Annotated in this window: 15 protein-coding genes; all 15 read left to right on the top strand. The window is 37.4% G+C overall.

Annotation, left to right across the window (positions count from 1 at the left end):
• The first annotated feature begins 248 nt into the window (after positions 1-248).
• The 15 genes from BSAG_RS04140 (at position 249) to BSAG_RS04200 (ending at position 25,457) form a co-directional block, all read left to right on the top strand.
• Positions 249-1,484 (top strand): site-specific integrase, encoded by a 1,236-nt coding sequence (locus BSAG_RS04140; protein WP_004314041.1) that lies wholly within the window; start codon positions 249-251, stop codon positions 1,482-1,484.
• A 624-nt stretch (positions 1,485-2,108) separates the two neighbouring features.
• A complete protein-coding gene (locus tag BSAG_RS04145) occupies positions 2,109-4,937 on the top strand; it encodes a SusC/RagA family TonB-linked outer membrane protein (RefSeq protein WP_008997718.1) in 2,829 nt (942 codons plus the stop codon).
• An 18-nt stretch (positions 4,938-4,955) separates the two neighbouring features.
• A complete protein-coding gene (locus tag BSAG_RS04150; protein ID WP_004310777.1) occupies positions 4,956-6,533 on the top strand; it encodes a SusD/RagB family nutrient-binding outer membrane lipoprotein in 1,578 nt (525 codons plus the stop codon).
• A 32-nt stretch (positions 6,534-6,565) separates the two neighbouring features.
• Positions 6,566-7,630 (top strand): glycoside hydrolase family 18, encoded by a 1,065-nt coding sequence (locus BSAG_RS04155; protein WP_008017812.1) that lies wholly within the window; start codon positions 6,566-6,568, stop codon positions 7,628-7,630.
• 22 nt (positions 7,631-7,652) lie between these two features.
• Positions 7,653-8,864 carry a DUF1735 and LamG domain-containing protein gene (locus tag BSAG_RS04160; protein WP_008640544.1) on the top strand — a complete coding sequence of 404 codons (1,212 nt, stop codon included), beginning with the start codon at positions 7,653-7,655 and terminating at the stop codon, positions 8,862-8,864.
• Between the two features lie 23 nt (positions 8,865-8,887).
• Entirely contained in the window at positions 8,888-9,610 is a 723-nt protein-coding gene (locus tag BSAG_RS0223470; RefSeq protein ID WP_004313674.1) for a DUF1735 domain-containing protein, read from the top strand.
• 1 nt (position 9,611) lies between these two features.
• Positions 9,612-9,854 carry a discoidin domain-containing protein gene (locus BSAG_RS0223465; protein ID WP_008017810.1) on the top strand — a complete coding sequence of 81 codons (243 nt, stop codon included), beginning with the start codon at positions 9,612-9,614 and terminating at the stop codon, positions 9,852-9,854.
• A gap of 164 nt (positions 9,855-10,018) precedes the next feature.
• Positions 10,019-12,220: a DUF4838 domain-containing protein gene (locus BSAG_RS04165; RefSeq protein WP_008770994.1), complete on the top strand. Its 2,202-nt coding sequence runs from the start codon at positions 10,019-10,021 to the stop codon at positions 12,218-12,220.
• A gap of 98 nt (positions 12,221-12,318) precedes the next feature.
• Positions 12,319-13,647: an MFS transporter gene (locus BSAG_RS04170; protein ID WP_004306233.1), complete on the top strand. Its 1,329-nt coding sequence runs from the start codon at positions 12,319-12,321 to the stop codon at positions 13,645-13,647.
• A 16-nt stretch (positions 13,648-13,663) separates the two neighbouring features.
• Positions 13,664-14,632: a 1,4-beta-mannosyl-N-acetylglucosamine phosphorylase gene (locus BSAG_RS04175; RefSeq protein ID WP_004306232.1), complete on the top strand. Its 969-nt coding sequence runs from the start codon at positions 13,664-13,666 to the stop codon at positions 14,630-14,632.
• Positions 14,633-14,639: 7 nt separating this feature from the next.
• The gene (locus tag BSAG_RS04180; RefSeq protein WP_004313672.1) at positions 14,640-16,913 is read left to right on the top strand and encodes a GH92 family glycosyl hydrolase; all 2,274 of its coding nucleotides are present in this window, start codon (positions 14,640-14,642) and stop codon (positions 16,911-16,913) included.
• A gap of 301 nt (positions 16,914-17,214) precedes the next feature.
• Positions 17,215-18,102, top strand: coding sequence for a sugar phosphate isomerase/epimerase family protein (locus BSAG_RS04185; RefSeq protein WP_004313671.1), 888 nt, complete (start codon positions 17,215-17,217; stop codon positions 18,100-18,102).
• A gap of 249 nt (positions 18,103-18,351) precedes the next feature.
• Positions 18,352-19,776 (top strand): DUF4992 family lipoprotein, encoded by a 1,425-nt coding sequence (locus BSAG_RS04190; RefSeq protein ID WP_004313670.1) that lies wholly within the window; start codon positions 18,352-18,354, stop codon positions 19,774-19,776.
• Between the two features lie 30 nt (positions 19,777-19,806).
• Complete coding sequence (locus BSAG_RS04195) at positions 19,807-23,184, top strand: SusC/RagA family TonB-linked outer membrane protein (protein WP_004313669.1); 3,378 nt, start codon at positions 19,807-19,809, stop codon at positions 23,182-23,184.
• An 11-nt stretch (positions 23,185-23,195) separates the two neighbouring features.
• The gene (locus BSAG_RS04200; protein WP_004313668.1) at positions 23,196-25,457 is read left to right on the top strand and encodes a RagB/SusD family nutrient uptake outer membrane protein; all 2,262 of its coding nucleotides are present in this window, start codon (positions 23,196-23,198) and stop codon (positions 25,455-25,457) included.
• The last annotated feature ends 217 nt before the right edge of the window (positions 25,458-25,674 follow it).

Raw genomic sequence — 25,674 nt, 5'->3', positions numbered from 1 at the left:
TAAAATAAATTCCATAAGCGCTTATTCAATAGTAATACATTTTATGTTGTAACCTTACTAAACGAAGATAAGATTTTTTTCGAAAAAAATAGAATAGAAAGATTCCTAATTGAAAAATAAATACTCAAATATTTGATAAATAGAATCTTATGTACTTATTAAAATCAGGCTGATTTATTACATTTGCATACATTTTGCATACAATATATGTATGCTTTACCTATTGTATAGATATAAATATTCATTTTATGTTCAAATATTCAAAAGATGGAATTTCGGTTTTAACCATATTAGATACCAGAAGAGCAAAAAAGAGTGGACAGTTTCCTGTTAAAGTTCAAGTGGTATATAGAAGAAAGCAAAAATATTACTCAACTGGGAAGGAAGTGTCAAAAGAAGATTGGGCAAGGTTATTAAAAGTAAAAAGCCGGTTATTGGCAGAAATTCGATCAGATATAGAGAGTAGTTTTTCAACTATTAAGCAACAAGTTAACGAACTGATACAAAAAGGAGAATTTAGTATTGAAACATTAAGCGCCAGGTTAGGAAGGCAGATGAATGATATGACTTTGCGCAGTGCTTTTCGCTTAAAAATGAAAGAACTGGAAGCCAATGAACAAGCAAACACTTACTTAAATTATCAAAGTGCTTTAAAAAGTTTAGAAGATTTCGGAGGTTCCACTATACCTTTGGAAAACATTACAATTGATTGGCTTAAACGTTGTGAAAAATTTTGGATATCAGAAGGTAAAAGCTATTCAAGCATAAGTATTTATTTCCGAGCTTTAAAGTGTGTCTTAAATCGTGCTGTACATGATGGTATCATAAAAGAATCATCTTTTCCTTTTGGAAAGAATAAATATGAAATTCCTGAAGGGTGTGGACGTAAATTAGCACTTACTCTTTCTGAAATAAAAAAAGTAATGTCTTATCAATGTGAAACAAAAGATATAGAAGAATTTAGGGATCTCTGGGTGTTTTCTTATTTATGTAATGGCATTAATTTTATGGATTTATTATTTCTTCAGTATTCAAATATTATGGATGGAGAAATATGCTTTGTACGCTCTAAGACATCTCGAACTACCAAACATAACAAAGAGATACATGCAATCATTACTCCTGAAATGTGGAATATTATTCAAAAATGGGGTAATCCAAGATTAAGCCCGCAAACGTATATTTTTAAATATGCTAGAGGAACTGAAGATGCCTTTGAAAAGATTAGATTGGTACGGCGTATTATAACCAAATGTAACAGAAGACTTAAAAAAATAGCCCAAGACATTGGAATTTTTCAGTTGACGACTTACACGGCAAGGCATTCTTTTGCTACAGTATTAAAACGTGGAGGTGCAAAAACCTCATATATTTCTGAAAGCTTGGGACACTCTAACTTATCTGTAACCGAGCACTATTTAGCATACTTTGAAAAAGAGGAAAGAATAAGGAATGCTCAATTATTGACTAACTTTAATCTCTAGATTAATACATTTGCATGCAAATTGTATGTACAATGAAAAATGGACCAATAATTGATATAGGATAAAAGTGAGTATAATATTAAAAAACGCATATTCAGATTACCTATAATTTAGAATATGCATCTTGTTATCAGGAGTGTTTTGAAAACCGCAGGGATTTCCACTTTAGCCAAACGTAATTCAAATAAAAAAGGATAATATTATTGCAAATTATTCTTTTTATCGCCCGCGTAGTGATAGAATAGTATCTAATATTGACAATATTAATCAAATGAAAAGATTCCGTTCTTTGTATTATCGGCACTAACTAGAAGAAAACAACTACTATAAAACAAGTTATTATTATTCTTTAAATGATTTGTTAGGTTCCATTTAAAGAATCAAAATGTTCCACACCGAGAAACGAAGTGATTCTCGGTGTGGAACATTCCTGAGAAAACGTCTTTTATCGAATATTCATACCGCATATATGAATAAAAACAATTTAATTACTGCATATTCATGTGCAATCTTACTAACTTTTTCTTTCATTCATTGATTTTGCTCAATTGTATTTAGCCTGATATCTTAAAAATAGAACATCTAATCTATTTATCTAACAAGAATTGGATCTAGAAAAAGTATATGAAACTGATTTTCTCCCAAGCAATCACGCTTACTAGTGCACAACCCTTGAAGGTTACTTTAGGAGAAGATACGCAGGTGTTGGACGAAGTAGTCGTTACTGCATTAGGTATCAAGCGCGCAACTAAAGCATTAAGCTATAATGTGCAAGAAGTAAAAGGTGATGAATTGACAACTGTAAAAAGTGCCAATTTTATGAACTCACTGGCTGGAAAGGTGGCTGGTGTTAATATCAATGCATCTTCATCCGGTGTTGGAGGGGCTACGCGTGTAGTTATGCGTGGTACCAAATCTATATCTTCAGACAATAATGCTTTATATGTAATTGATGGTGTTCCTATTTTTAATACAAATAAAGGTGACACTAACGGACAATATTCAGCCCAACCGAGAGGAGAGGGTATATCTGATATCAATCCGGAAGATATTGAAAGCATGTCTGTATTAAGTGGACCTGCTGCTGCGGCCTTGTATGGCTCTAATGCAGCGTCTGGTGTAATTTTAATTACTACAAAGAAGGGAAAAGAAGGTAAGGCACGAATTATTATTTCTAATAATTCTACTTTTTCCAATCCTTTTATAATGCCTGAATTCCAAAATTCTTATATAAACCGCGCAGGTTCCTTTGCTTCATGGGGAGATAAAGCGTCTTCCCTTTTCGGAACTTATGAGCCAAAAGATTTTTTCAATACAGGTACTAATATTCAGAATAACGTTTCTTTATCTGTTGGTAATGAAAAGAATCAAACTTATCTGTCTGTAGGTACTACTAATGCAACTGGTATCATTCAAAATAGCAAATATGACCGTTACAATTTTACCTTCAGAAATACAACAAAATTCCTGAAGGATAAAATGACATTAGATGTGGGTTTTAGCTATATTATTCAAGAAGATCTTAATCTAATGGCACAAGGTGAATATTTCAATCCACTACCAGCCGTATATCTGTTCCCGCGTGGCGAAAACTTTGAAGCTGTGAGGATGTATAAAACGTATGACACAACTCGTAAGATAGATGTACAGAACTGGGGATGGGGTGATCCTGGATACAGTATGAAAAATAATCCATATTGGGTGGCTAATGAGATGAACCATGGCATGAAAAAACAACGTTACATGGCTAATGCCAGTTTAAAATATGAAATTTTGGATTGGCTTGATGTGACAGGGCGCGTTCGCATTGATAATGCAACCAATGATTATTCAGATAAAAGAAATGCTTCTACTGATCTTTACTTTACTAATAGTTCTATTTATGGATTCTATAAGTACTATAAAGCTGACGATAGACAGGCTTATGCAGATGTGATGGCTAATATTAATAAACGCTTTGGTGACTTAAGTTTAAGTGCTAATATTGGCGGTAGTTTTACTCAAACTTATTATGACGAAAGAGGATTCCAAGGTGGTTTGAAAGATATGTCTAATGTTTTTAGTCTATATAATATGACTACAACTTTGGATAAAGATACTTATCCTATAGAAAGTGGATATAAACAACGTACCAACTCTATTTTTGCTAGTGCGGAAATTGGCTGGAAGAGTATGTTATATATGACTTTAACCGGGCGTAATGATTGGGATTCAGCATTGATTAATACAGAACAATCATCTTTCTTTTATCCATCAATAGGACTTTCAGGAGTAATTTCCGAAATGGTGAAATTACCCAAAGCTATTACTTATTTGAAAGTACGCGGTTCATTTGCTTCAGTAGGTGCTCCTATTCCTAAGAATCTTTCTTCTAACAAAACGTATGAGTGGGACCCTGCGACTAGTCAATGGAAATTACAAACTTACCGTCCTTTGCCTAAACTTTATCCTGAACGTACAAATTCTTGGGAGGCTGGTTTGAATGCCAAATTCTTTAATAATAGTTTAAGTTTGGAAGTTACCTGGTATAAGGCTAATACTCGCAAACAAACATTCCAGGTTCCTTTGTCAGGAACCGCTGTATATGCGACTATGTATGCACAGTCTGGTAATATTGAGAATAAAGGTATGGAATTTTCTTTAGGGTATAATAAATCATGGGGAGATTTCTCATGGAATTCCAATTTGACTTTTAGTTTTAATAAAAATAAGATTGTAGAACTCTTGGATGATGCAGTGGATGATGAAGGTAATCACTATAGTTTGAATGAGATAGATAAAGGTGGTATTGGATCGGCTAAAGTTATTCTTCGTAAAGGAGGAAGCATGGGAGACATGTATGTCACTAATCGTTTGAAACGTGATAACGAAGGAAATGTATATATTGATAAAGCGAGCCAGAATGTAAAGAAAGAAGATATAAAGAATTCGGATGAGTTTATTCATATTGGCTCTGTATTGCCTAAAAGCAATTTAGGCTTTAGAAATGACTTCTCTTATAAAGGTATTAGCCTGGGATTTATGCTTGCTGCCCGCTTTGGAGGTATTGTTATCTCACCAACACAAGCTGTAATGGATCAGTTCGGAGTATCTAAGGTCACAGCTTTAGCACGTGATAATGAAGGTGTTCCTGTAAATAATGGAAAAGTGGATCCCCAGACTTATTATACAGAAGTGGGTGGAATAAGTGGATTGATGTCTAACTATGTATATAGTGCTACTAATGTTCGTTTACAAGAGTTATCGGTGGGCTATTCACTTCCAGCCAAATGGTTTAATAACAAATGTAATCTTAGTTTGTCAATAACAGGTCACAACTTGTGGATGATTTATAATAAAGCACCATTTGATCCGGAAGCTACCGCTTCTACTGGTACTTATTATCAAGGTGTTGATTACTTTATGCAACCAAGTTTGAGAAGTTGGGGATTTAATGTAAAAATACAGTTTTAACGATAAAAGAATAACCAAATGAAAATATATAAATTCATAACGCAGATTTCTATTGCAGGCTGTATGCTTGTTGGAACTCCAATGTTACAAGGATGCATGGATAATAGCTTGAATGATCCGTTGGGAAAAGTTTCGGAAGAAGAACTTGGACGAGATGGATTTGCTGCCAATGCTTTCTTCTTGACTTTATGTGATTATGCATATCCCATAGCTACTGAAAACATTTATAATACCAATGAATCCTTGATTGGTGACTGCTATGGACGTTATCAGGTAATGGCAACAGATAAGTTTAAAGGGGCAAATTTTGCTACATATAATGCACCCGAGAACTGGTTAAACTGGCAGTTTGCAGATGATAATGTAATGGTATTGACGTATGGTGCATGGAATAAAATAAAGAATGTAACCCAAGGGACAGGGGTTAACTTTGCATGGGCACAGATCCTAAGAATTGCGACAATGCATCGTATGCTTGATATGTATGGGGCACTTCCTTATTCCCAAATTTCAAGTGATAAACTTTCGACTCCTTACGATACAATGGAGGAAGCATATCATGCAATGTTTACTGATCTGACTGATGCAATTAATGTAATGACTGTTTATGTGACCGAAAATCCAAACAACAGAACGATGGCTAAGTATGATAAAGTTTATGACGGTGATTTTGAGAAATGGGTGAAATTTGCAAATTCACTGAAACTACGTATGGCCATTCGTATTCGTTTTGCAGATCGTGAATATGCCAGACAGATGGCGGAGGAAGCTATTAACCATTCTATAGGGGTAATTACTTCCAATGAAGATAACGCAACTTCTTTAGGCACTAAAAATCAATTGTATACGGTATTAGTGCAATGGCCTGACCAATGTGTCTCTGCCGATATTACATCTTATATGAAAGGATACAACGATCCACGTATGTCGAAATATTTTAAAAAGAAAACGAGCGATAAAGGAGATGATGATTATGTGGGTATGCGCGCAGGTTTGTCTTATGGTAATGATATTACCGGACCGACTTTCTCTAGAATAAATGTTGGAGAGATGGATCGTACTTTATGGATGAGTGCAGCTGAAACAGCTTTTAATAAAGCTGAAGCGGCAATGTTAGGATGGGATGTAAAAGGAGAAACGGTGAAAGATTTGTATGAATCAGCTATCAGACTTTCCTTTGCACAATGGGGAGTATCGGATGGTATTGACCAATACCTGAATGATGAATCAAGTACTCAGGCTGATTATGTAGATCCTAATGAGAATAAGGGGAATGAAAGTGCTATTAGTTCTATAACTATCAAATGGAAAGATGATGCTGGTGAGGAAGAAAAACTGGAAAGATTAATAACCCAAAAATGGATTGCAATGTGGCCTTTGGGACAAGAAGCATGGAGCGAGTATCGTCGTACTGGGTATCCGCGTTTTTTCCCGTTATTGAATGGAAATGTAACCAATCTTCCTTCCGCTAATCGTATTCCGTTCCCACCATCGGAATATATTCGTAATGCTGCTAATGTAAATGCTGCTGTAAGTAAATTGGGTGGCGCTGATAATTATCAGACTAAGGTTTGGTGGCAGCGTAGGGATAAGTGAATAATAGTATAATCTATATTAATATAAATAGTATGAGAAAGATATTCTATTTTATAATGTTGTTATTTGGCATAACGGTTGCGAATACAGCGTGTGATGATTGGACAGACATGGAACCAAAATTCCAGGAAGATATGACTCAGTCGTCACTTCCGGAAGAATACTATGCCCAGCTTCGCGCTTATAAGAAAACAGATCATCCGGTTGCTTTCGGATGGTTTGGTAATTGGACCGGAAATGGAGCTACTTTAGAAAAATGTTTAGCCGGACTTCCTGATAGTGTGGATTTTGTTTCTATTTGGGGTAACTGGAGAAATTTGACAGAAGCGCAAACAAAAGATTTGCGTTATGTACAAAATGTAAAAGGGACTAAAGCTTTGATGTGTTTTATTGTTCAAAATATCGGTGACCAATTGACTCCCGAGGAATATAAAGATAATTATCTGGAATTCTGGGGATGGAATGAGAATAAGGAAGAAGCTATAAAGAAATATGCCCATGCAATATGTGATAGTATTGATAAATATGGATATGATGGCTTTGATATTGACTATGAGCCTAATTTTGGTCATCGAGGTAACATGAGTGGAAGTGATGAGAATATGTTGTTGTTCATTCAGACCTTGGGAGAAAGAATCGGACCAAAATCGGGTACAGACAGGCTATTAGTAATTGACGGTGAGCCACAAAGTATTGTATCGGAGTCAGGTCCTTATTTTAATTATTTTATAGTGCAGGCTTATGATTCTCCAGGAGATAATACTGGACGTGACCATTTGGATAGCCGTTTAAACTCTACAATAAGAAACTTTGATGGGCATTTGACTGCAGAAGAAGTTGCTAAGAAATATATTGTAACTGAAAACTTTGAAAAATGGGCTTTGTCTGGTGGGGCTGATTTCACTGATCGATATGGAAATAAAATGAAGTCATTGGAAGGTATGGCACGTTGGACACCTATTATTAACGGGAAAAAATGTGTAAAAGGAGGGGTCGGAACTTATCATATGGAGTATGAATATACAATTGATGGTACAGAAGAATCTTATCCTTATTTGCGTAATGCTATCCGCATTATGAATCCACCGGTAAAATAATAAATTTAAAGATATAATAATTATGAGATATCTGGTAAAAAATAAAAACACAATAATGTTCGCCTTTGCCATATTGCTTTGTGCAATTATAGCAAGTTGTGAAGATGCAAAGTATGATACTATCGGCAGTAGAATTTATTTAGCTGAATCCAGTAGTTTGTCTTATGAGTCCAAAAAGGTAACAGTAGCCGAAGAGGGTAGTGTTGTCACTGTGACTCCGCGGTCGGGACAAATTGCAACAGAAGATATAGAAGTTACTTTGGGACTAAGTCCGAAATCGTTGGAAGTATATAATACAAAAAGTGGTACGAACTATAAATCTATGCCAGAAGGTTCATATTCTTTTGATCAAAAGACAGTGGTTATAAAAAAAGGAGAATTAGTGGCTCCTACTGTTAAAGTAACAATTGATCCGTTGACAAAGGAAATGCTTGATTCTGGTGATAAATTTGCACTACCGGTTGCTATTACTGCTGTATCAGGTGGGCAACAAACTTTGGAAGGTGCAGATGTGATGATTTATATCATGGATCAGGTTATTATAACCTCTGCACCAGTGTTGACGGGTACAAAACCAATTACTATGGAAATGCGTCAGGATTATACAGTAACTCAATGGTCACTTGAAATGCGTATTAATATGAGCGAACTTGGGGATGGGGTGACTCCTGGAGTTGGTTATCCTGGTCCTCCTAGCTATCAGAATCAAGCAATATTTTCTGCAGGTCCAGGTAATGGTATCGCAGAAGATGGTGAAATTTATATCCGTTTCGGTGATGGCCCGATTCCTGGTAATATTTTGCAGATAAAAACACAAGGTACTCAAGTAAATGCTGCTACTAAGTTTAAAAATAATCAATGGTATCATTTAGCATTTGTTTGTGATGGAGTGAAATTGACTATTTATGTAAATGGAAATATTGATGCAACATTAGATCTTCCAAGAAAACCTTTGCGTCTTGTTAAGAATAGTTTTGGTATATGCAATGGTGATTGGATGGTTACAGATGCTATAGTTAGCGAAGTACGTTTTTGGACTACTGCTATTTCACAGTCGCAGATTCAGAATAATATGTTTGCGATAAATCCGGGTACGGATGGCTTGGAGGCTTATTGGAAATTGAATGAAGGGGCAGGAACCGAGTTTAAAGACGCAACTGGTCATGGAAATAAAGCCACGGCGCCTAATGGAGTTGTCAGATGGGTAGATGGCATTAGATCAGATGGTAAATAATATAATATTCAAATGATGTAATTATGAGATTGAAAAATATAATATGGAAAACAGTAGTGATGTCATTAATGGCATCACCACTGTGCATCTCTTGTGACGATGATGACGAAGTTACTGTGAATTCTAAGTTTTATCTTTCTACGAAAGTTTTTCCGGTAGATTCTTATGAAGCATCGTTGTCAGTGATTTTGAAAGATAATTCAGTGGTCGTAAATGAGTTACAACCTAATTATCGGTTTGTTGCATGTGCCACGGAGAGATTATCGAAAGATGTGAAAATAACAGCCGATAGTGATGATAATCTAGTAAGTGCTTACAATAAAGCTAATGATACGGAATATAACATATTACCTGCTGAAAATTATTCTTTCACCAATAAAACTGTTACTATTGAAAATGGAGAAAGTGTATCTGGAGATTCTATAAAAATAGAGCTGTTAAATGTAGGATCGTTGACTACAGAAGGGGGATATTTGTTGCCAGTTACCATATCTTCTATAGAAGGTAATAACTTAGATGCACTTAGCTCTAACAGAGGAGTAGTTTATGTGAAAATTCAAAATATTCATGTCAATGTAGAGTCCGGGCAACCGGCTGAAGGTACTTTGATTGCCGATCGTTCTGGCTGGACTGTAAAAGTTGCTCCGACGACTCGTGGAGATGCTAAAAATCTAATTGATGGAACAAATTCTGATCTAGCTCGTGATGGAGGAGCAGAATATTGGTTAACTGTGGATATAGGTTAAGGTGCAGACATTAACAGGAATAAGAAATAAGTGTTATGCTAGTAGTTATTCACCGACTGCAGTAGAAGTATTTACTTCGAGTGATGGAGCAAAATGGAAATCTATTGGTGCTGTAACTATTTCAAGAAGTGGCACACAATATATTAAGTTTTCGAAAGCCGTTGAAACGCGTTATTTAAAGTATTATGTGAAACAAGGTCCCAATACGGTCAGCCTTACGGAATTTGACCTATATGCGAAATAATTAATAGGTTATTGAAAATTTTTAAGTCCCACTTTTTCGTATTTTCGGATAAAGTGGGACTTATTATATAAGTTAATAAATAAAAAAAGAAAAAGATTGATTGTTTAATAGTATCATATTGATTGTATTACTATTATATAATAACTTTTAATAGCAAGAAAAACATGAAATTATCTATTATTCTACGGATCTGTTTATGGTTTATGGGAATTAGTATGGCATTTCCGTCTCTCTCTCAAACAATGTTAGTAACTAATGGGAATACAAGTTCTAGGATCATTTTGAAAGAGAATAATCAAATATCGTGGACAGCTGCAAATTTGTTACAAACATTTATTCAAAAAGTAACCAGTTGTAAGTTGCCTGTTGTTATAAGTCAAACTCCTCGAAAAGGAGATATTCTCATTGGTGGTCAATCTCCGGCGGAAGTAACAGAGGACGGATTCTCTATTTCTACTCAAGACGGTATTCTAAAAATATCTGGTAAAGAAAACGGTGTTGTATATGGGGTTGTTACTTTATTAGAGCAATATTTGGGTATCGATTATTGGGGAGAGAATGAATATTCTCTTGCCCCTTCAAAAACAGTGAACTTACCCTTAATTAATAAAGTCGAGAATCCGGGCTTTCGTTACCGTCAGACACAATGTTATGCTATCCATACAGACTCTATTTATAAGTGGTGGAATCGTTTAGAGGAACCGAATGAAGTGTTTGCTGCCGGTTATTGGGTGCATACTTTTGATAAGCTTCTGCCTTCATTCATTTATGGGAAAGAACATCCGGAATATTATTCTTACTTCAAAGGAAAACGCCACCCGGGAAAGGCCAGTCAGTGGTGTTTGAGTAATCCGGAGGTTTTTGAGATTGTAGCTCAACGTGTTGATTCTATTTTCAAAGCAAATCCAGATAAGCATATCATGTCTGTAAGTCAGAATGATGGTAATTATACAAATTGTACGTGTGATGCTTGTAAGGCAATTGATGATTATGAAGGAGCATTATCAGGAAGCATAATCACTTTTCTGAATAAGTTGGCTGCCCGTTTCCCGGATAAAGAATTTTCCACATTGGCTTATCTATATACTATGAATCCTCCGAAACATGTGAAACCTTTGCCGAATGTGAATATTATGCTATGTGATATTGACTGTGACCGTGAAGTAACTTTGACGGAGAATGCTTCGGGAAAAGAGTTTGTGAAAGCCATGGAAGGATGGTCTAAGATTACCAATAATATTTTCGTGTGGGATTACGGTATTAACTTTGATAATTATCTGGCTCCATTTCCTAATTTCCATATTTTACAGGACAATATCCGTCTTTTCAAAAAGAATCATGCCACCATGCATTTCTCTCAAATAGCAGGGAGCAGGGGAGGAGATTTTGCAGAACTTCGCGCTTATTTAGTGTCAAAGTTAATGTGGAATCCAGAAGTTAATGTAGACTCATTGATGCAACATTTTCTGCATGGATATTATGGGGAAGCAGCGCCATATCTTTATCAGTACATAAAGATAATGGAAGGAGCATTAATTGGTAGTGGACAGAGGTTGTGGATATATGATTCACCTGTATCACATAAATATGGCATGCTAAAGCCTGCTTTGATGCGTCGTTATAATCATTTGTTTGATTTGGCTGAAAAAGCTGTTGAAGCAGAACCTGGTTTCTTGAAACGAGTTCAACGGGCACGTCTGCCAATTCAGTATTCAGAACTGGAAATAGCACGAACGGAGACAGAAAAAGACTTAGTAGATATCAATAAAAAGTTAGACCTTTTTGAGGAACGCGTGAAAGAGTTTCAAGTTCCGACATTGAATGAGCGTTCCAATTCATCGGTAGACTATTGTAAATTGTACAGGGAACGTTACATGCCACAAAAAGAGAAAAGTTTGGCATTGGGTGCAAAGGTTACTTATCTAATTCCTCCTACCGGAAAATATGCGGCATTAGGAAAGAACGCACTGATTGACGGTTTGTTTGGTGGAGCAACCTTTGTTGATAGCTGGATTGGTTGGGAAGGAACCGATGGTGCATTCGTTATAGATTTGGGCGAAGCGAAAGAGATACATAGTGTGGAAACAGATTTTCTTCATCAAATAGGGGCCTGGATTCTTTTTCCTCTAAAGGTGGTTTATTCATACGCTGAAGACGGTGAACATTATACGCATTGGAGAACGATTGATTTACCGGAAGAACGTACGGGTGAGGTAAAATTCCGTGGAGTCAAGGCTGAATCAGCCGAACCGATAAAAACTCGTTATGTGAAAGTAGAAGTCACCGGAACGAAAGAATGTCCGACCTGGCATTATGGTGTAGGCCATCCTTCGTGGTTCTTTATAGACGAAGTGATAATAAAATAAAAAAAGTAGGGGGGAGACGTTAGTAGTTTCCCCCTTTTAGTTGTATTATATATAGATGGGTCAGAAAAATGTTTTTTTTCATCTATATACTATGATTTATGCAACAGAATAAAACTGCTTCTCAACGAAAAACTATTAACCCGGCTTGCTGGGTACCTACTGCTTATTTTGCAATGGGACTTCCCTTTATTGCTATTAATCTGGTTTCTGTTTTCATGTTTAAGGATCTTGGAATTTCGGATACGCAAATTGCATTCTGGACTTCTCTGATTATGATGCCTTGGACACTGAAATTTTTGTGGAGCCCTTTTCTTGAAATGTATCGGACGAAAAAATTCTTCGTATTGATTACAGAATTATTGAGTGGTGTATTGTTTGGAGTAGTAGCCTTTTCTTTGTTTTTCGATTACTTTTTCGCCATAAGTATCTCTACGATGGCAGTGATTGCTTTTAGTGGAGCAACGCACGATATTGCTTGTGATGGTGTATATATGGCTGAATTGAACAAAGAAGATCAGGCAAAATATATCGGAGTTCAAGGTGCTTTTTATAATGTAGCCAAATTGGTTGCTAATGGAGGATTAGTTGCTATGGCAGGAGCATTGGCAGAGCACTTCGGAGCAATAGAAGGTGCTTCGATAGATGCTAACAAAGGAGCATATTCATCTGCATGGATGATTATTTTCGGCGTAATTGCGGCAATAATGGTACTGATCGGTATTTATCATATAAAAATGTTACCTTCTACACAGGTTCCGTCAACAACAAAGAAAACTGCATCGGAGGTTGGGCACGAATTGGTAGCAGTCATTGCTAACTTCTTTACTAAAAAGCATATTCTTTATTACATCTGTTTTATTATTTTATATCGTTTGGCAGAAGGCTTTATCATGAAAATAGCTCCGCTGTTTTTACGTGCTTCAAGGGATGTAGGCGGCTTAGGACTGTCGTTAACAGAGATCGGCACGCTAAATGGTATCTTTGGTTCCGCTGCTTTCGTTTTAGGCTCATTGTTGGCAGGTATTTATGTTTCTAAGTTCGGATTGAAAAAGACACTATTTACTCTCTGCTGTATTTTTAATCTTCCGTTTGTAGCCTATACTTTTTTGGCAGTTGCACAGCCTACTAATGTATATCTGATCGGAACTTGTATAACAATGGAATATTTTGGTTATGGCTTTGGTTTTGTCGGACTGACGTTGTTTATGATGCAACAGATTGCTCCAGGCAAACATCAAATGTCACATTACGCATTTGCTTCAGGAATCATGAATCTGGGAGTGATGCTTCCGGGAATGGTTAGTGGTTATCTTAGTGACTTATTAGGATATCGTAATTTCTTTATCTATGTGTTAATTGCAACTATTCCAGCTTTTCTGATTACTTATTTCATACCTTTCACGTATGATGACTCAAAAAATAAATAATATAAAATCAACGATTATGAATAAAATTCAAATTCCTTGGGAAGATCGTCCTGTCGGATGTACGGACGTTATGTGGCGTTACTCACAAAATCCAGTTATCGGACGTTATCATATTCCTTCATCTAATAGTATTTTCAATAGTGCTGTTGTTCCTTTTGAGGATGGTTTTGCAGGCGTATTCCGTTGTGATAACAAAGCTGTACAGATGAATATCTTTGCAGGTTTTAGTAAGGACGGAATTCATTGGGATATCAATCATGAACCTATTCAGTTTAAAGCAGGTAACACGGAAATGATTGAGTCGGAATATAAATACGACCCTCGTGTTACATGGATTGAAGACCGTTATTGGGTGACTTGGTGTAATGGCTATCATGGCCCTACGATTGGTATTGCCTATACTTTTGACTTTAAGGAGTTTTTCCAGTGCGAAAATGCTTTCTTGCCTTTCAATCGTAATGGTGTACTTTTCCCGCAGAAGATCGATGGCAAGTATGCGATGTTGAGTCGTCCCAGTGATAATGGACATACTCCGTTTGGCGATATATACATCAGCTATAGTCCGGATATGAAATATTGGGGTGAACACCGTTGTGTAATGAAAGTGACTCCTTTCCCGGAAAGCGCTTGGCAGTGTACGAAGATTGGTGCAGGTTCAGTTCCTTTCCTTACAGATGAAGGCTGGTTGCTGTTCTATCATGGTGTAATCACTACTTGTAATGGTTTCCGTTACGCTATGGGAGCTGCCATATTGGATAAAGATCATCCGGAAAAAGTTCTTTACCGTACACGTGAATATCTGCTTGGTCCGGCTGCTCCTTACGAACTTCAAGGTGACGTTCCTAATGTCGTATTCCCCTGTGCTGCTTTGCAAGATGGTGAACGTGTTGCTGTTTATTATGGTGCGGCAGATACTGTGGTAGGTATGGCCTTCGGATATATAAAAGAGATTATCGATTTTACGAAACGAACGAGTATCATTTAATAAAGATATGAAACGTATTATATTAACTTACACACTTGCTTTTTCCCTTCTTTCCGCCTATGCGGGGGAAGGGGGGAGCCCTCCCCTTAAAAATACGGATAAAAGTCTTTTGATAGATTATGTGGATCCTTTTATCGGAACTACAAATTTCGGAACGACCAATCCGGGAGCGATTTGCCCCAATGGTATGATGTCTGTGGTTCCTTTCAATGTGATGGGATCTTCCGAAAACACATACGATAAAGATGCCCGATGGTGGTCTACGCCTTATGAATATACAAATTGTTTCTTTACCGGATATGCTCATGTGAATTTGAGTGGAGTCGGTTGTCCGGAATTAGGTTCTTTATTATTGATGCCTACTACCGGAGAACTGAATGTGGATTATAAAGAATATGGTAGTAAGTATAAGGATGAACAGGCCTCACCGGGCTATTATTCTAATTATCTGACTAAATATAATGTAAAAACAGAAGTTTCGGCTACTCCGCGTAGCGGTATTGCCCGGTTTACTTTCCCAAAAGGGAAAAGCCACATCCTGCTGAATCTGGGTGAGGGGTTAACGAATGAGAGTGGCGCTATGCTTCGTCGTGTAAGCGATAGCGAAGTGGAAGGAGTCAAACTACTTGGCACATTTTGTTATAATCCTCAAGCTGTATTCCCCATTTACTTTGTATTGCGGGTTAAGAAGAATCCTTCTGCAACAGGGTATTGGAAGAAACAACGTCCGATGATGGGGGTTGAGGCTGAATGGGATAAGGATCAGGGAAAGTATAAACTTTATACTCGCTACGGAAAAGAAATAGCAGGAGATGACATTGGTACTTATTTCTCCTTCGATACAGAAGAAGGTGAACAAGTAGAAGTACAAATGGGAGTTTCTTTTGTAAGCATAGAAAATGCCCGTTTGAATCTGGATCGTGAACAGGCTGGAAAGGATTTTGAGAAGATTCATGCGGAAGCACGTTCCAAATGGAATCATGACTTGTCACGCATAACAGTGGAAGGTGGTACAGATGCCCAAAAGACTGTGTTTTATACAGCGCTTTATCATTTGCTGATTCATCCTAATATTTTGCAGGATGTAAACGGAGAATATCCGGCAATGGAAAGTGATAAGATCCTGACAACCAAAGGTGATCGCTATACCGTATTTTCTCTTTGGGATACCTACCGCAATGTTCATCAATTGCTGACCTTGGTTTATCCGGAACGTCAGATGGAAATGGTGCGCACAATGCTTGATATGTATCGTGAACATGGATGGTTGCCTAAGTGGGAATTATATGGCAGAGAAACATTGACAATGGAAGGTGATCCGAGTATTCCGGTAATTGTAGATACCTGGATGAAAGGTTTGCGTGACTTTGATGTTGATTTGGCTTATGAGGCAATGTACAAATCTGCTACGTTACCGGGGGCGGAAAACTTGATGCGTCCTGATAATGATGATTATATGTCTAAAGGATATGTACCCCTTCGTGAACAGTATGACAATTCCGTCTCTCATGCATTGGAATATTATATTGCCGATTTTGCATTGTCTCGTTTTGCAGCTGCTTTAGGTAAAAAGAAAGATGCAGAGATGTTCTATAAACGTTCTTTAGGATACAAACATTATTATAGTAAAGAATTTGGTACTTTCCGTCCGATTCTCCCCGATGGAACGTTTTATAGCCCGTTTAATCCGAGACAAGGAGAGAACTTTGAACCGAATCCCGGTTTCCATGAAGGTAGTTCCTGGAATTATACGTTCTATGTACCACATGATGTATATGGCTTGGCGAAATTAATGGGGGGAAAGAAACCTTTTATCGATAAACTACAAATGGTTTTTGACGAAGGACTTTACGACCCGGCAAATGAACCGGATATTGCTTATGCTCATTTATTCTCATACTTTAAAGGTGAAGAATGGCGTACGCAGAAAGAGACGCAGCGTTTATTAGATAAGTACTTTACAACAAAACCTGATGGTATTCCAGGAAATGATGATACGGGAACGATGTCTTCCTGGGCTATTTTCAATATGATCGGTTTTTATCCGGATTGTCCCGGACTGCCCGAATATACATTGACGACTCCCGTCTTTAATAAGGTAACGATCCGGTTAGATCCGAAATGGTATAAAGAAAACGAATTGGTGATTGAAACCAATCGTACTCAACCAGGAGTTTTATATATTAATAAGGTACTATTGAATGGCAAGAAGTTCAATAAATATCATATCACACATGATGAACTTGTTCACGGCAAATATTTAAAGTTTGATTTGAAATAACACACAGTGTTTCATAGGTATCGTTTTTGGGTTGACAGGGCTGTCGGACTTCTTATAGTCCGGCAGCCCATTTTTTTACATTTACTTCTGTTATTACTTCTTCGAAAATAGTGACGGTATATGCCCGGGATAGTGACGGTATCGGACTAAGATAGCGTCACTATTTGTCTTGGATACCGTCACTATCTTACTTTTATTAAATTATACTCCGTAGTATTTTTAGTTATTCTCTGTTTTATAGGTGATTACAAAAATCTATTCCATACGTCTACTATGTAAATCGTATGCAATAAAATAAAAAATGAGAAGAAATTTATTTAAACATATCCTTTGGATATTGATACTTGCAGAGTGTTTTCCTCTATTGGCAATTGCCGGATCGCAGCAAAAGGAACAACGTTATAAAATAGCCGTATGTGACTGGATGATTCTGAAACGTCAGAAAATCGGTTCATTCCAATTGGTACATGAATTGAATGGTGACGGTGTAGAATTGGATATGGGTGGCCTTGGCAAGAGGGAAATGTTTGATAATAAATTGCGCGAGCCCCATTTCCAGCAATTATTTCGTGAAACTGCTCAAAAATATCAATTAGAAGTTTCTTCTATTGCTATGTCCGGTTTCTATGGACAGTCTTTTCTGGAACGAGCTAATTATAAAGATTTAGTTCAGGATTGCCTTTGTGCTATGAAAGTGATGAATGCCAAAGTAGCCTTTCTTCCTTTGGGAGGAATCAAAGCCGGATGGGAAAAGATTCCGGCACTACGGACAGAAGTTGTAAAACGCTTGAAGGAGGTAGGAGATATGGCTGCTTCTGAAGGAGTGGTGATTGGTATTGAAACTCAATTGGATGCAAAAGGAGATGTGAAACTACTGAAAGAAATTAATTCTCCCGGAATCAAGATCTATTTTAAATTTCAAAATGCATTGGAGAATGGAAGGGATTTGTGCAAGGAGTTGAAGACTCTGGGGAAAAAGAGGATTTGCCAGATTCACTGTACGGACACAGATAGAGTGACTTTACCTTATAATGAACGATTGGACATGAATAAGGTGAAAAAGACACTGGATAAGATGGGATGGCGTGGATGGCTGGTGGTAGAACGTTCGCGCGATAAGGATGACGTGCGGAACGTGAAAAAGAATTATGGTACGAATATTAAGTATTTGAAAGAAGTGTTTCAATAGTAATTTTCGAGAGTCATAATCAAGTGGTGGTTTGTATCAAAATCCATGATTAATTACTCCTCAACCTATGATTGACTATGGTGGAATATATGATCGAATATTTTTTCTAAGATAAACCAAACGAAAAAATTAAGAACGTTTTTTTATTTAAGTGATTACATATTTTGTAGTCATACGTCTTTCCTAATGAAGTACATTTTAGGATTTAGATATATAATATATTATTTTTGTTTATTAAAAATTTAATCTATGAAGGGTAAATTAAAGTTTGAGAAACCAATTGTCGTAAGTGCGGTTTGCTTATCGATGATTCTTTCAGTTGGCTCTTGTGCAGGAGATGGTTTTGATGAAGAAACCTTTTCTGGAGGTGTGACGAATACCCAGTTGGAGTCACCGGACGCTTCCAAAGTGTCTTTTGAAAAACTTGCAGGAAAGCCTAGTGTGAAAGTTGAATGGCCGGTGATAATGGGCGCTGGTGGTTATTTGTTTTCTATGTATATTGTAGATGACCCTACAAATCCTGTAGCGGTAGTGAAAGACTCTATTATAGATGGTTGTTCGGTTGCTTGTACATATTTGGATGATACTAACTATAAGGTAGAAATTAAGACATTAGGCAATGATAAATATAATAATAAGGATGCCGCTTCTGTGTCTGAGGTAACTTGGTCAACATTAGTTCCAGCTACGACTATTCCGGCTGGAACAGATTTAAATACTTATTTTGAGAATAATCCCATTACTTCCGGAAAAGATGTAGAAGTTGCGTACGAGTTAGAAGCTGGTGGCTCATATACTATTTCCGGTGATCTAAACTTGGGAGTTAACAACGTTCAATTGCGTGGAAATAAAGTGAATCATGCGAAAGTGACATTCACAGGCTCTGGTGCTATCGTTTCGAGTGGAGGTGGTATGGCATTGAAATTTATAGATTTCGATTGTGATGTGGTGTCAAAAGGTTCTTTTGTGAAGTTTGGAGATGTGCCGGAAGAAATAAAAGGTATGAATAGTTATGGGATAGTTACGAATCCGATGATTATTCAATCGTGTGAGATTCGAAATGTACGTCATTATCTTGTTAATATAAATGGTAAGAAATATGCTATTCAGAATTTTATAGTTAGAGATTGTCTCATTAAATTTTATCAAGATGCTGAAATTTTTAATTTTAATAGCAATAATTCTTTTGTAAAAGACTTTGAACTTAGTAGTTCGACTCTATATAATCTTTCAGAAGCTAGTAATGGACGTTTTATGCGTGTTGCTGGAGGAAAAGGTGCTGATGTCGGTTGGGCTGATTGCTCAATGAATTTTACGAGTAATACTTTTTATAATATATCTTGCGACCAGGAGGCGTTTAACTCTAATGTCTGGAATAGACAGAAGAATACTGTGAATTTGAGTAAGAATATATTCTACGATTCTTGTAAAGGTGAATTTAACCGTAGAATTGTCGGAGGACGTACTGATAATGCCAAAACATGTGACAATAATTGCTATTGGTATAAAGGTGGAAGTGGTCTTGAAAAAGAAGCTAATGGTAATTATGGTGATAAAAGTACTTCAGCTTATGGCGTAGATCCCGGTTTTAAAGATCCTGCTAACGGAGATTTTACAGTGAGACACTCAGAAGTTATCAGTCATGGCAGCGGTGACCCGCGTTGGTTAAAATAAATTAAGTAAAGAAACATTAATACAATAGAGATGATACATAAGAATACATTTAAACTATGTTTAGGTATACTTCTTTCGTTTATGATGCTATTGCCGACATTGGCACAGAATACCAAATCCTTTAAAGGAGTTGTGGTAGACGAAACCGGAGAACCTATAATCGGTGCTGCTGTAAAAGTGGTAGATACTACTATTGGAACTATTACAGATTTGAATGGAAAATTTGTAATAAATGTTCCTGCTGGCAAATTGGTGGAAATATCATATATCGGATATATTTCGCAAAGAATCTCAGATTTTAAGTTGACTAAAGTAGTATTGAAAGAGGATACACAGCAGTTGGACGAAGTGGTAGTTGTTGGTTACGGAACACAAAAGAAGGCGCATCTGACCGGTGCCATTGCTACTGTTCCGATGGATGATATACAAGATATCTCGAGTGGTAGCTTGGCTAATACGTTAAGTGGTCTTGTAAATGGGGTTTCCGTTAGTGGAGGTAACTCTCGTCCAGGGGAAAATGCTCGAATTACGATTCGTCAGAATGATGTATTAGCAAGTATGGGTAATAATAATTTAGAGCCTTTGTATGTGATTGATGGATATATATATCCAACGGAAGTTAAGGTTGGCTCTTCTATTGAAAATCTGGGAGCTACAGCTTTTAATAACTTAGATCCTTCTATGATTGAAGGCATCTCTGTGTTGAAAGATGCCGCTGCTGCTGTATATGGAGCACGTGCTGCAAATGGTGTTATTTTGGTTACAACCAAAAAAGGTAAGCTTGGTACACCACAAATTTCCTATAGCGGAACTTTCGGTATTGCAGACGAAGTGTCTCGTCCTAAGATGCTGAATGCTTATGAATATGGTAGATTGTGGAATGCAGTACGGGCAGCAGACCCGACGGATACTTCTATTAATTTGCTGGAAGATTTGTTTCAAGCAGACGAATTGAATGCAATGAAGGGGCTGAATTATGACTTGTTGGATAAATATTGGAAATCTGCATTGACACAACAGCATAGTGTGAATTTAAGTGGTGCAACGGAAAAAGCAAATTATTTTGCCGGTATCTCTTATTTCAATCAGGATGGAAATTTAGGCAACTTGGATTATGACAGATGGACTTACCGTGCAGGTGTAAATGTAAAAGTGAGTAAGTGGCTGAATGCAGGTGTGCAAGTATCCGGTGATTATGGAAAGAAAAATACTCCTTTGAATAAAGTGGGAGGTTCTAAAACCGAAGATTACAATACATTGTTGACGCATCCATATTATATTCCGGAAGAAATCAATGGTTTGCCGATTGCAGCTTTTGGTATTAGCAATTCACAAGTGAGCAATGTGCAGAAGTATAACTTTTCAGCGATTCAAAATAATGGAGATTATAGTAGGAATATGACTTCCAATATGAATATCAATGCTAATTTGGAATATGATTTTGGATGGAGCAAGTGGTTGAAGGGACTGAAAGTGAGATTTACTTATTCAAAAAGTATCAATTCCGCTAAAATAAACCAATACGGTTCTTCTTATGATCTTTATTATATGGCTGACCGTGCCGGTAGCGGAAAGCATTTGTACACACCGATACCAGGACAAGAGGATGCTTATGACTTTTTGCTTACTGCTGATAATTTCCTGTATGCCAATAATGGTAAACCTGTTGTGAACGGTGATACTTCTTTCTTGAGCAGAAACATGAATCGTACGGATAACTATCAGATGAACTTTACGGTAACTTACAATAGAACTTTTGGCGATCATACTTTGGGGGGATTGTTCTCTATCGAACGTTCGGAAGCTGAAAGTGAGTATGTTGAGGGTAGTATCACTTATCCTTATGAATTCACTAATGGTCAATCCAATACGATGAGTGCGGAAGGTAAAGGTAATACTTCATTCTCTCGTTCCGAATCTGGTACATTATCTTATATTGGTCGCATTAATTATGCATATGCAGATAAGTATTTGTTAGAGTTTTTGCTTCGTTCGGATGCTTCTACCAAATTTGCGCCGGAAAACTATTGGGGCTTCTTCCCGTCAGTTTCTGCTGGTTGGGTGATTTCTCAAGAAGACTGGTTTAAGAACAATGTAAAAGGGATAGATTATTTGAAACTAAGAGCTTCTTTCGGTTTGACTGGTCGCGACAATACGCTTCCATGGCAGTGGGCACAAAATTATGCGATGGATAAAGATAAAGGTTTTATCTTTGGCACAGGTACAGATCTGAATGCAGGTAGCCATATTACGATTAACAAAAATATATCTGCCGTTAATCGCAATGCACACTGGGATAAATCTTACAAAGCTAATTTTGGATTGGATTTTAATGTCTTGAATAATCGTCTTGTTTTTGCTATCGACGGTTACTATGACTGGAATCGTGAAATGTTACTTCCATATAAATCTTCTATACCCGGTACGGTTGGAACACAATCTGCCTATGTGAATTATGGAGAGATGGATGCTTATGGAGTAGAACTTTCAGTGACATGGAGAGATAAGATTGGAAAAGATTTCAAATATAAAGTACAAGTAAACACAGGTTATACTGATAATAAAGTGCTGGTAACTGATTGGGATAGTCCGATGACATTTAAGAGTTTACATAAGGGAGAACGTTCGGATATCGGCACATGGGGATTGCAATGCATCGGCATGTTCCGCAGTTATCAGGATATTGATGAATATTTTGCTAAATATAACATTACTAAATATATGGATATGACCAAAGATCAGGTTAGACCGGGTATGTTGATTTATAAAGACGTGCGCGGGGAATTGCAACCTGACGGGACGTATGCAGGACCTGACGGAGTGGTAGACAAAGAAAACGATCAAGTAAGAATGGCAAACCGCAGTAATCCGTATGGATTCACTACCAATTTGAGTGCTGAATATAAAGGGTTCTCTATTAGTGCGCAATTGAATGCAAGTTGGGGAGGATATAGCTTTGTGCCGACAAATGCGATTAAGTTAGGAAATAAAGGAGATGCTGCCGGCGGTTATCGCGATTTGGAATATGCTAATATGCCTTCATTCTGGAATGTAGACAATATGTATGTTTATCAAGATGTGTTGGACGCTGCAGGAAATGTGGTAGTAAAAGCCAATCATGATGCTAAGTATCCTAATCTACAATATGCTTCCGTAAATAGTGCGGAATCTACTTTTTGGAGAGTTAGCGGTACGCGTATCCGACTGAACCGTTTGACGTTGGCCTATAAAATTCCATCTAAGTACACCAAAATGATAGGTATTGAGAGTTGCCGTTTTAATGTGACAGGACAAAATCTGTTGAGTTTCAACAATCCTTATCCGGACAATTTCATGGATCCGATGATTTCTTACGGTACATATCCTACATTACGTAAGTTTACGATTGGTGTGAATGTAACATTCTAAAAGAAAAAACAATGAAAAGAAAACATATATTGATAGCAAGTGTTGCTCTCATGGCAACATCCTTTCTTGAATCGTGTAGTGATGAGTTTCTGCAAGATAAGAAAAATTATGATTATGCCAGTCCGCAGGATGCCTATAACAACTATAGCGGGGCTTTGGCTCGTGTGAATGATATTTATAAGTTTATAATGCCGGATGTGAAAGGAGCACCCAGCTTCCAATACAACAGTACGGGTGACTCGGATGCGCAGTCTCAGTCGACGGAAGAATACAGTGGTTTTGGGGCTTTCGTTGATCCTCGTACGCCATTGACTTATCAAACGGGTAATAATCCTGTACCGGATTATTTTCATGGTTCAAGCGGTAATATTCAGACAATGACTTATGGTATTATTCGAAACTGTAATGATGCGATAGAAGGAATTGAAGGAAGTACATTATCACAAGAACAGAAAAATGAATTATTAGGGCAATTGTATTTCCTGCGTGCATGGCGTTATTATAATCTGCTCAAATGGTATGGTGGTGTTCCTATTGTGGATAAAGTACAGGAAGTGACAGCGGAATCAGTAACTCCTCGTTCTACTACAAAAGCGTGTATTGATTTTATATGTAATGATTTGAAAAAGTCATCCGAACTGTTGGCTCCTTTCACGCAGAACGGAGGATGGACCGGTAAGGACCTGGGACGTGTGACTTCCGGTACGGCTGAAGCCTTGCTCGGGCGTGTCCGTCTGCTTTATGCCAGTCCGCTTTTCAATCGTTCTAATGATGTGAACCGCTGGCAGCAGGCTTATGATGATATTAAAGCGTCTATAGCAGTGTTGGAAAAATGTGGAAACGGGTTGCAGAATTTTGAAGCTCCGGGAAATAATGCAGCCGGATGGGCAAAACTTTTCTCAGAAGTAGAAGGTAACAAGGAAGCAGTTATGATAACTCTTTATAATACGACAGCTTCAACGAGTGCCGCGGATTATAGCAAGAACAATCCTTGGGAACGTGGTATTCGTCCGAAAAATACTTTAGGAAACGGTGGGAAGAATCCATCAGGAATGATGGTGGATTTGTTTCCGATGGCTGATGGCAAACGTCCTGCAACTTACGGAAGTTATACAAAACTGGAAACCTCTGAATATACATACGATACTAATCCGGAGTCTCCGACATGTACCCCTGTTTTTATGAATCGTGATCCCCGTTTTTACCGCACTTTCGCCTTCCCCGGTGTACATTGGCATTTTAAGGGCGATCCGAGAAATGATAAGAACAACAATCCGTATGATGGTTCGTCTTATGAGTTGTGGAATTATGTATGGTATACCTCAGAAAAAGACAGGGATGACATTGAAAGTGGAAATACTTATGGAGCAGATAATCTGCTGGATAATGTAAAAGGACTTTATATACGCAAACGTTCGGATGATCTTCAAGTAAGTTCAAATCCGAGATATCAGTATTCACAAGAGAATGGATTTACATATAATGCAAACCCGTATATTGAAATCCGCTATGCGGAAGTATTGCTCAACTATGCGGAAGCGGCATGCGGATTGGCATATGCGAAAGGTGGAGACAATGCTTTGCTGAAAGAAGCGGTAGACCGGTTAAAGTTGATTCGCCAGCGTGTTGGATATACAGGTGATTGTGGTTTGCAGGCCAATCTTGAGAGTGATCCTGCTGCATGTATGTCTGCCATATTATACGAACGTCAGATTGAACTGGCTTATGAAGGAAAGCGTTTTGACGATTGCCGTCGTTGGTTGTTGTATGATGGTGACGGAATGGGCGGAGGACTTTACACAGATGATTTGCCTGCTTCATGGAAACTGACTGGTTGGAATGGGAATACATGCAATTGGTTGGGGGTTGTTCCACTTAACGGACAACGACGTGACAATATCGAATATCGTGTAAGAAACGATTATAATAATGGCTTGGGAGGTAATTCATGGCCGGTGGGAGATGCAAGTAAGAATCCAGATCCATTGAAGGACATAAAACGTCCGAAAGCTTTAGATCTGAACGAGGATATTTCTACATCGCAGGAAACATTGAAAGAGTTTTATGATACATATTTGATTCGTAAGAAAAAGAAAGGTGATTCTTATGATTCCAATAAAGGTGAATATAAAATAACTTTCTACCCTAGATATTATTTTCTTGGTTTGAACCAAGGTGCTCAAGGCGCAAATTCGGCAGTACAGCAAACAATTGGTTGGGGAGATTACAACAATGGTGGTGCAAATGGAACATTTGATCCATTGGCAGAATAACGAAAATATTTGAAACAGTAAATTAAGTGGGTGTGTCGGAAGTTTATTATACTTTCCGGTACACTCACTATTTCTTGTATAGTATATATTTCTATTCCTCTATAGGTGTAGAAGCTAGCATATGATGCGGATATTAAAAAGTATATGTTTACTGATTACAAATCTTTTCTTCTTTCGTCTTATTATTGTATTTTTGAATTAACAACTTCACAAAACC

Source organism: Bacteroides sp. D1, from assembly GCF_000157095.2.
GTDB lineage: Bacteria > Bacteroidota > Bacteroidia > Bacteroidales > Bacteroidaceae > Bacteroides > Bacteroides xylanisolvens.
The sequence above is the reverse complement of the archived record's forward strand: the minus strand, read 5'-3'. Positions and strand labels throughout refer to the sequence as shown.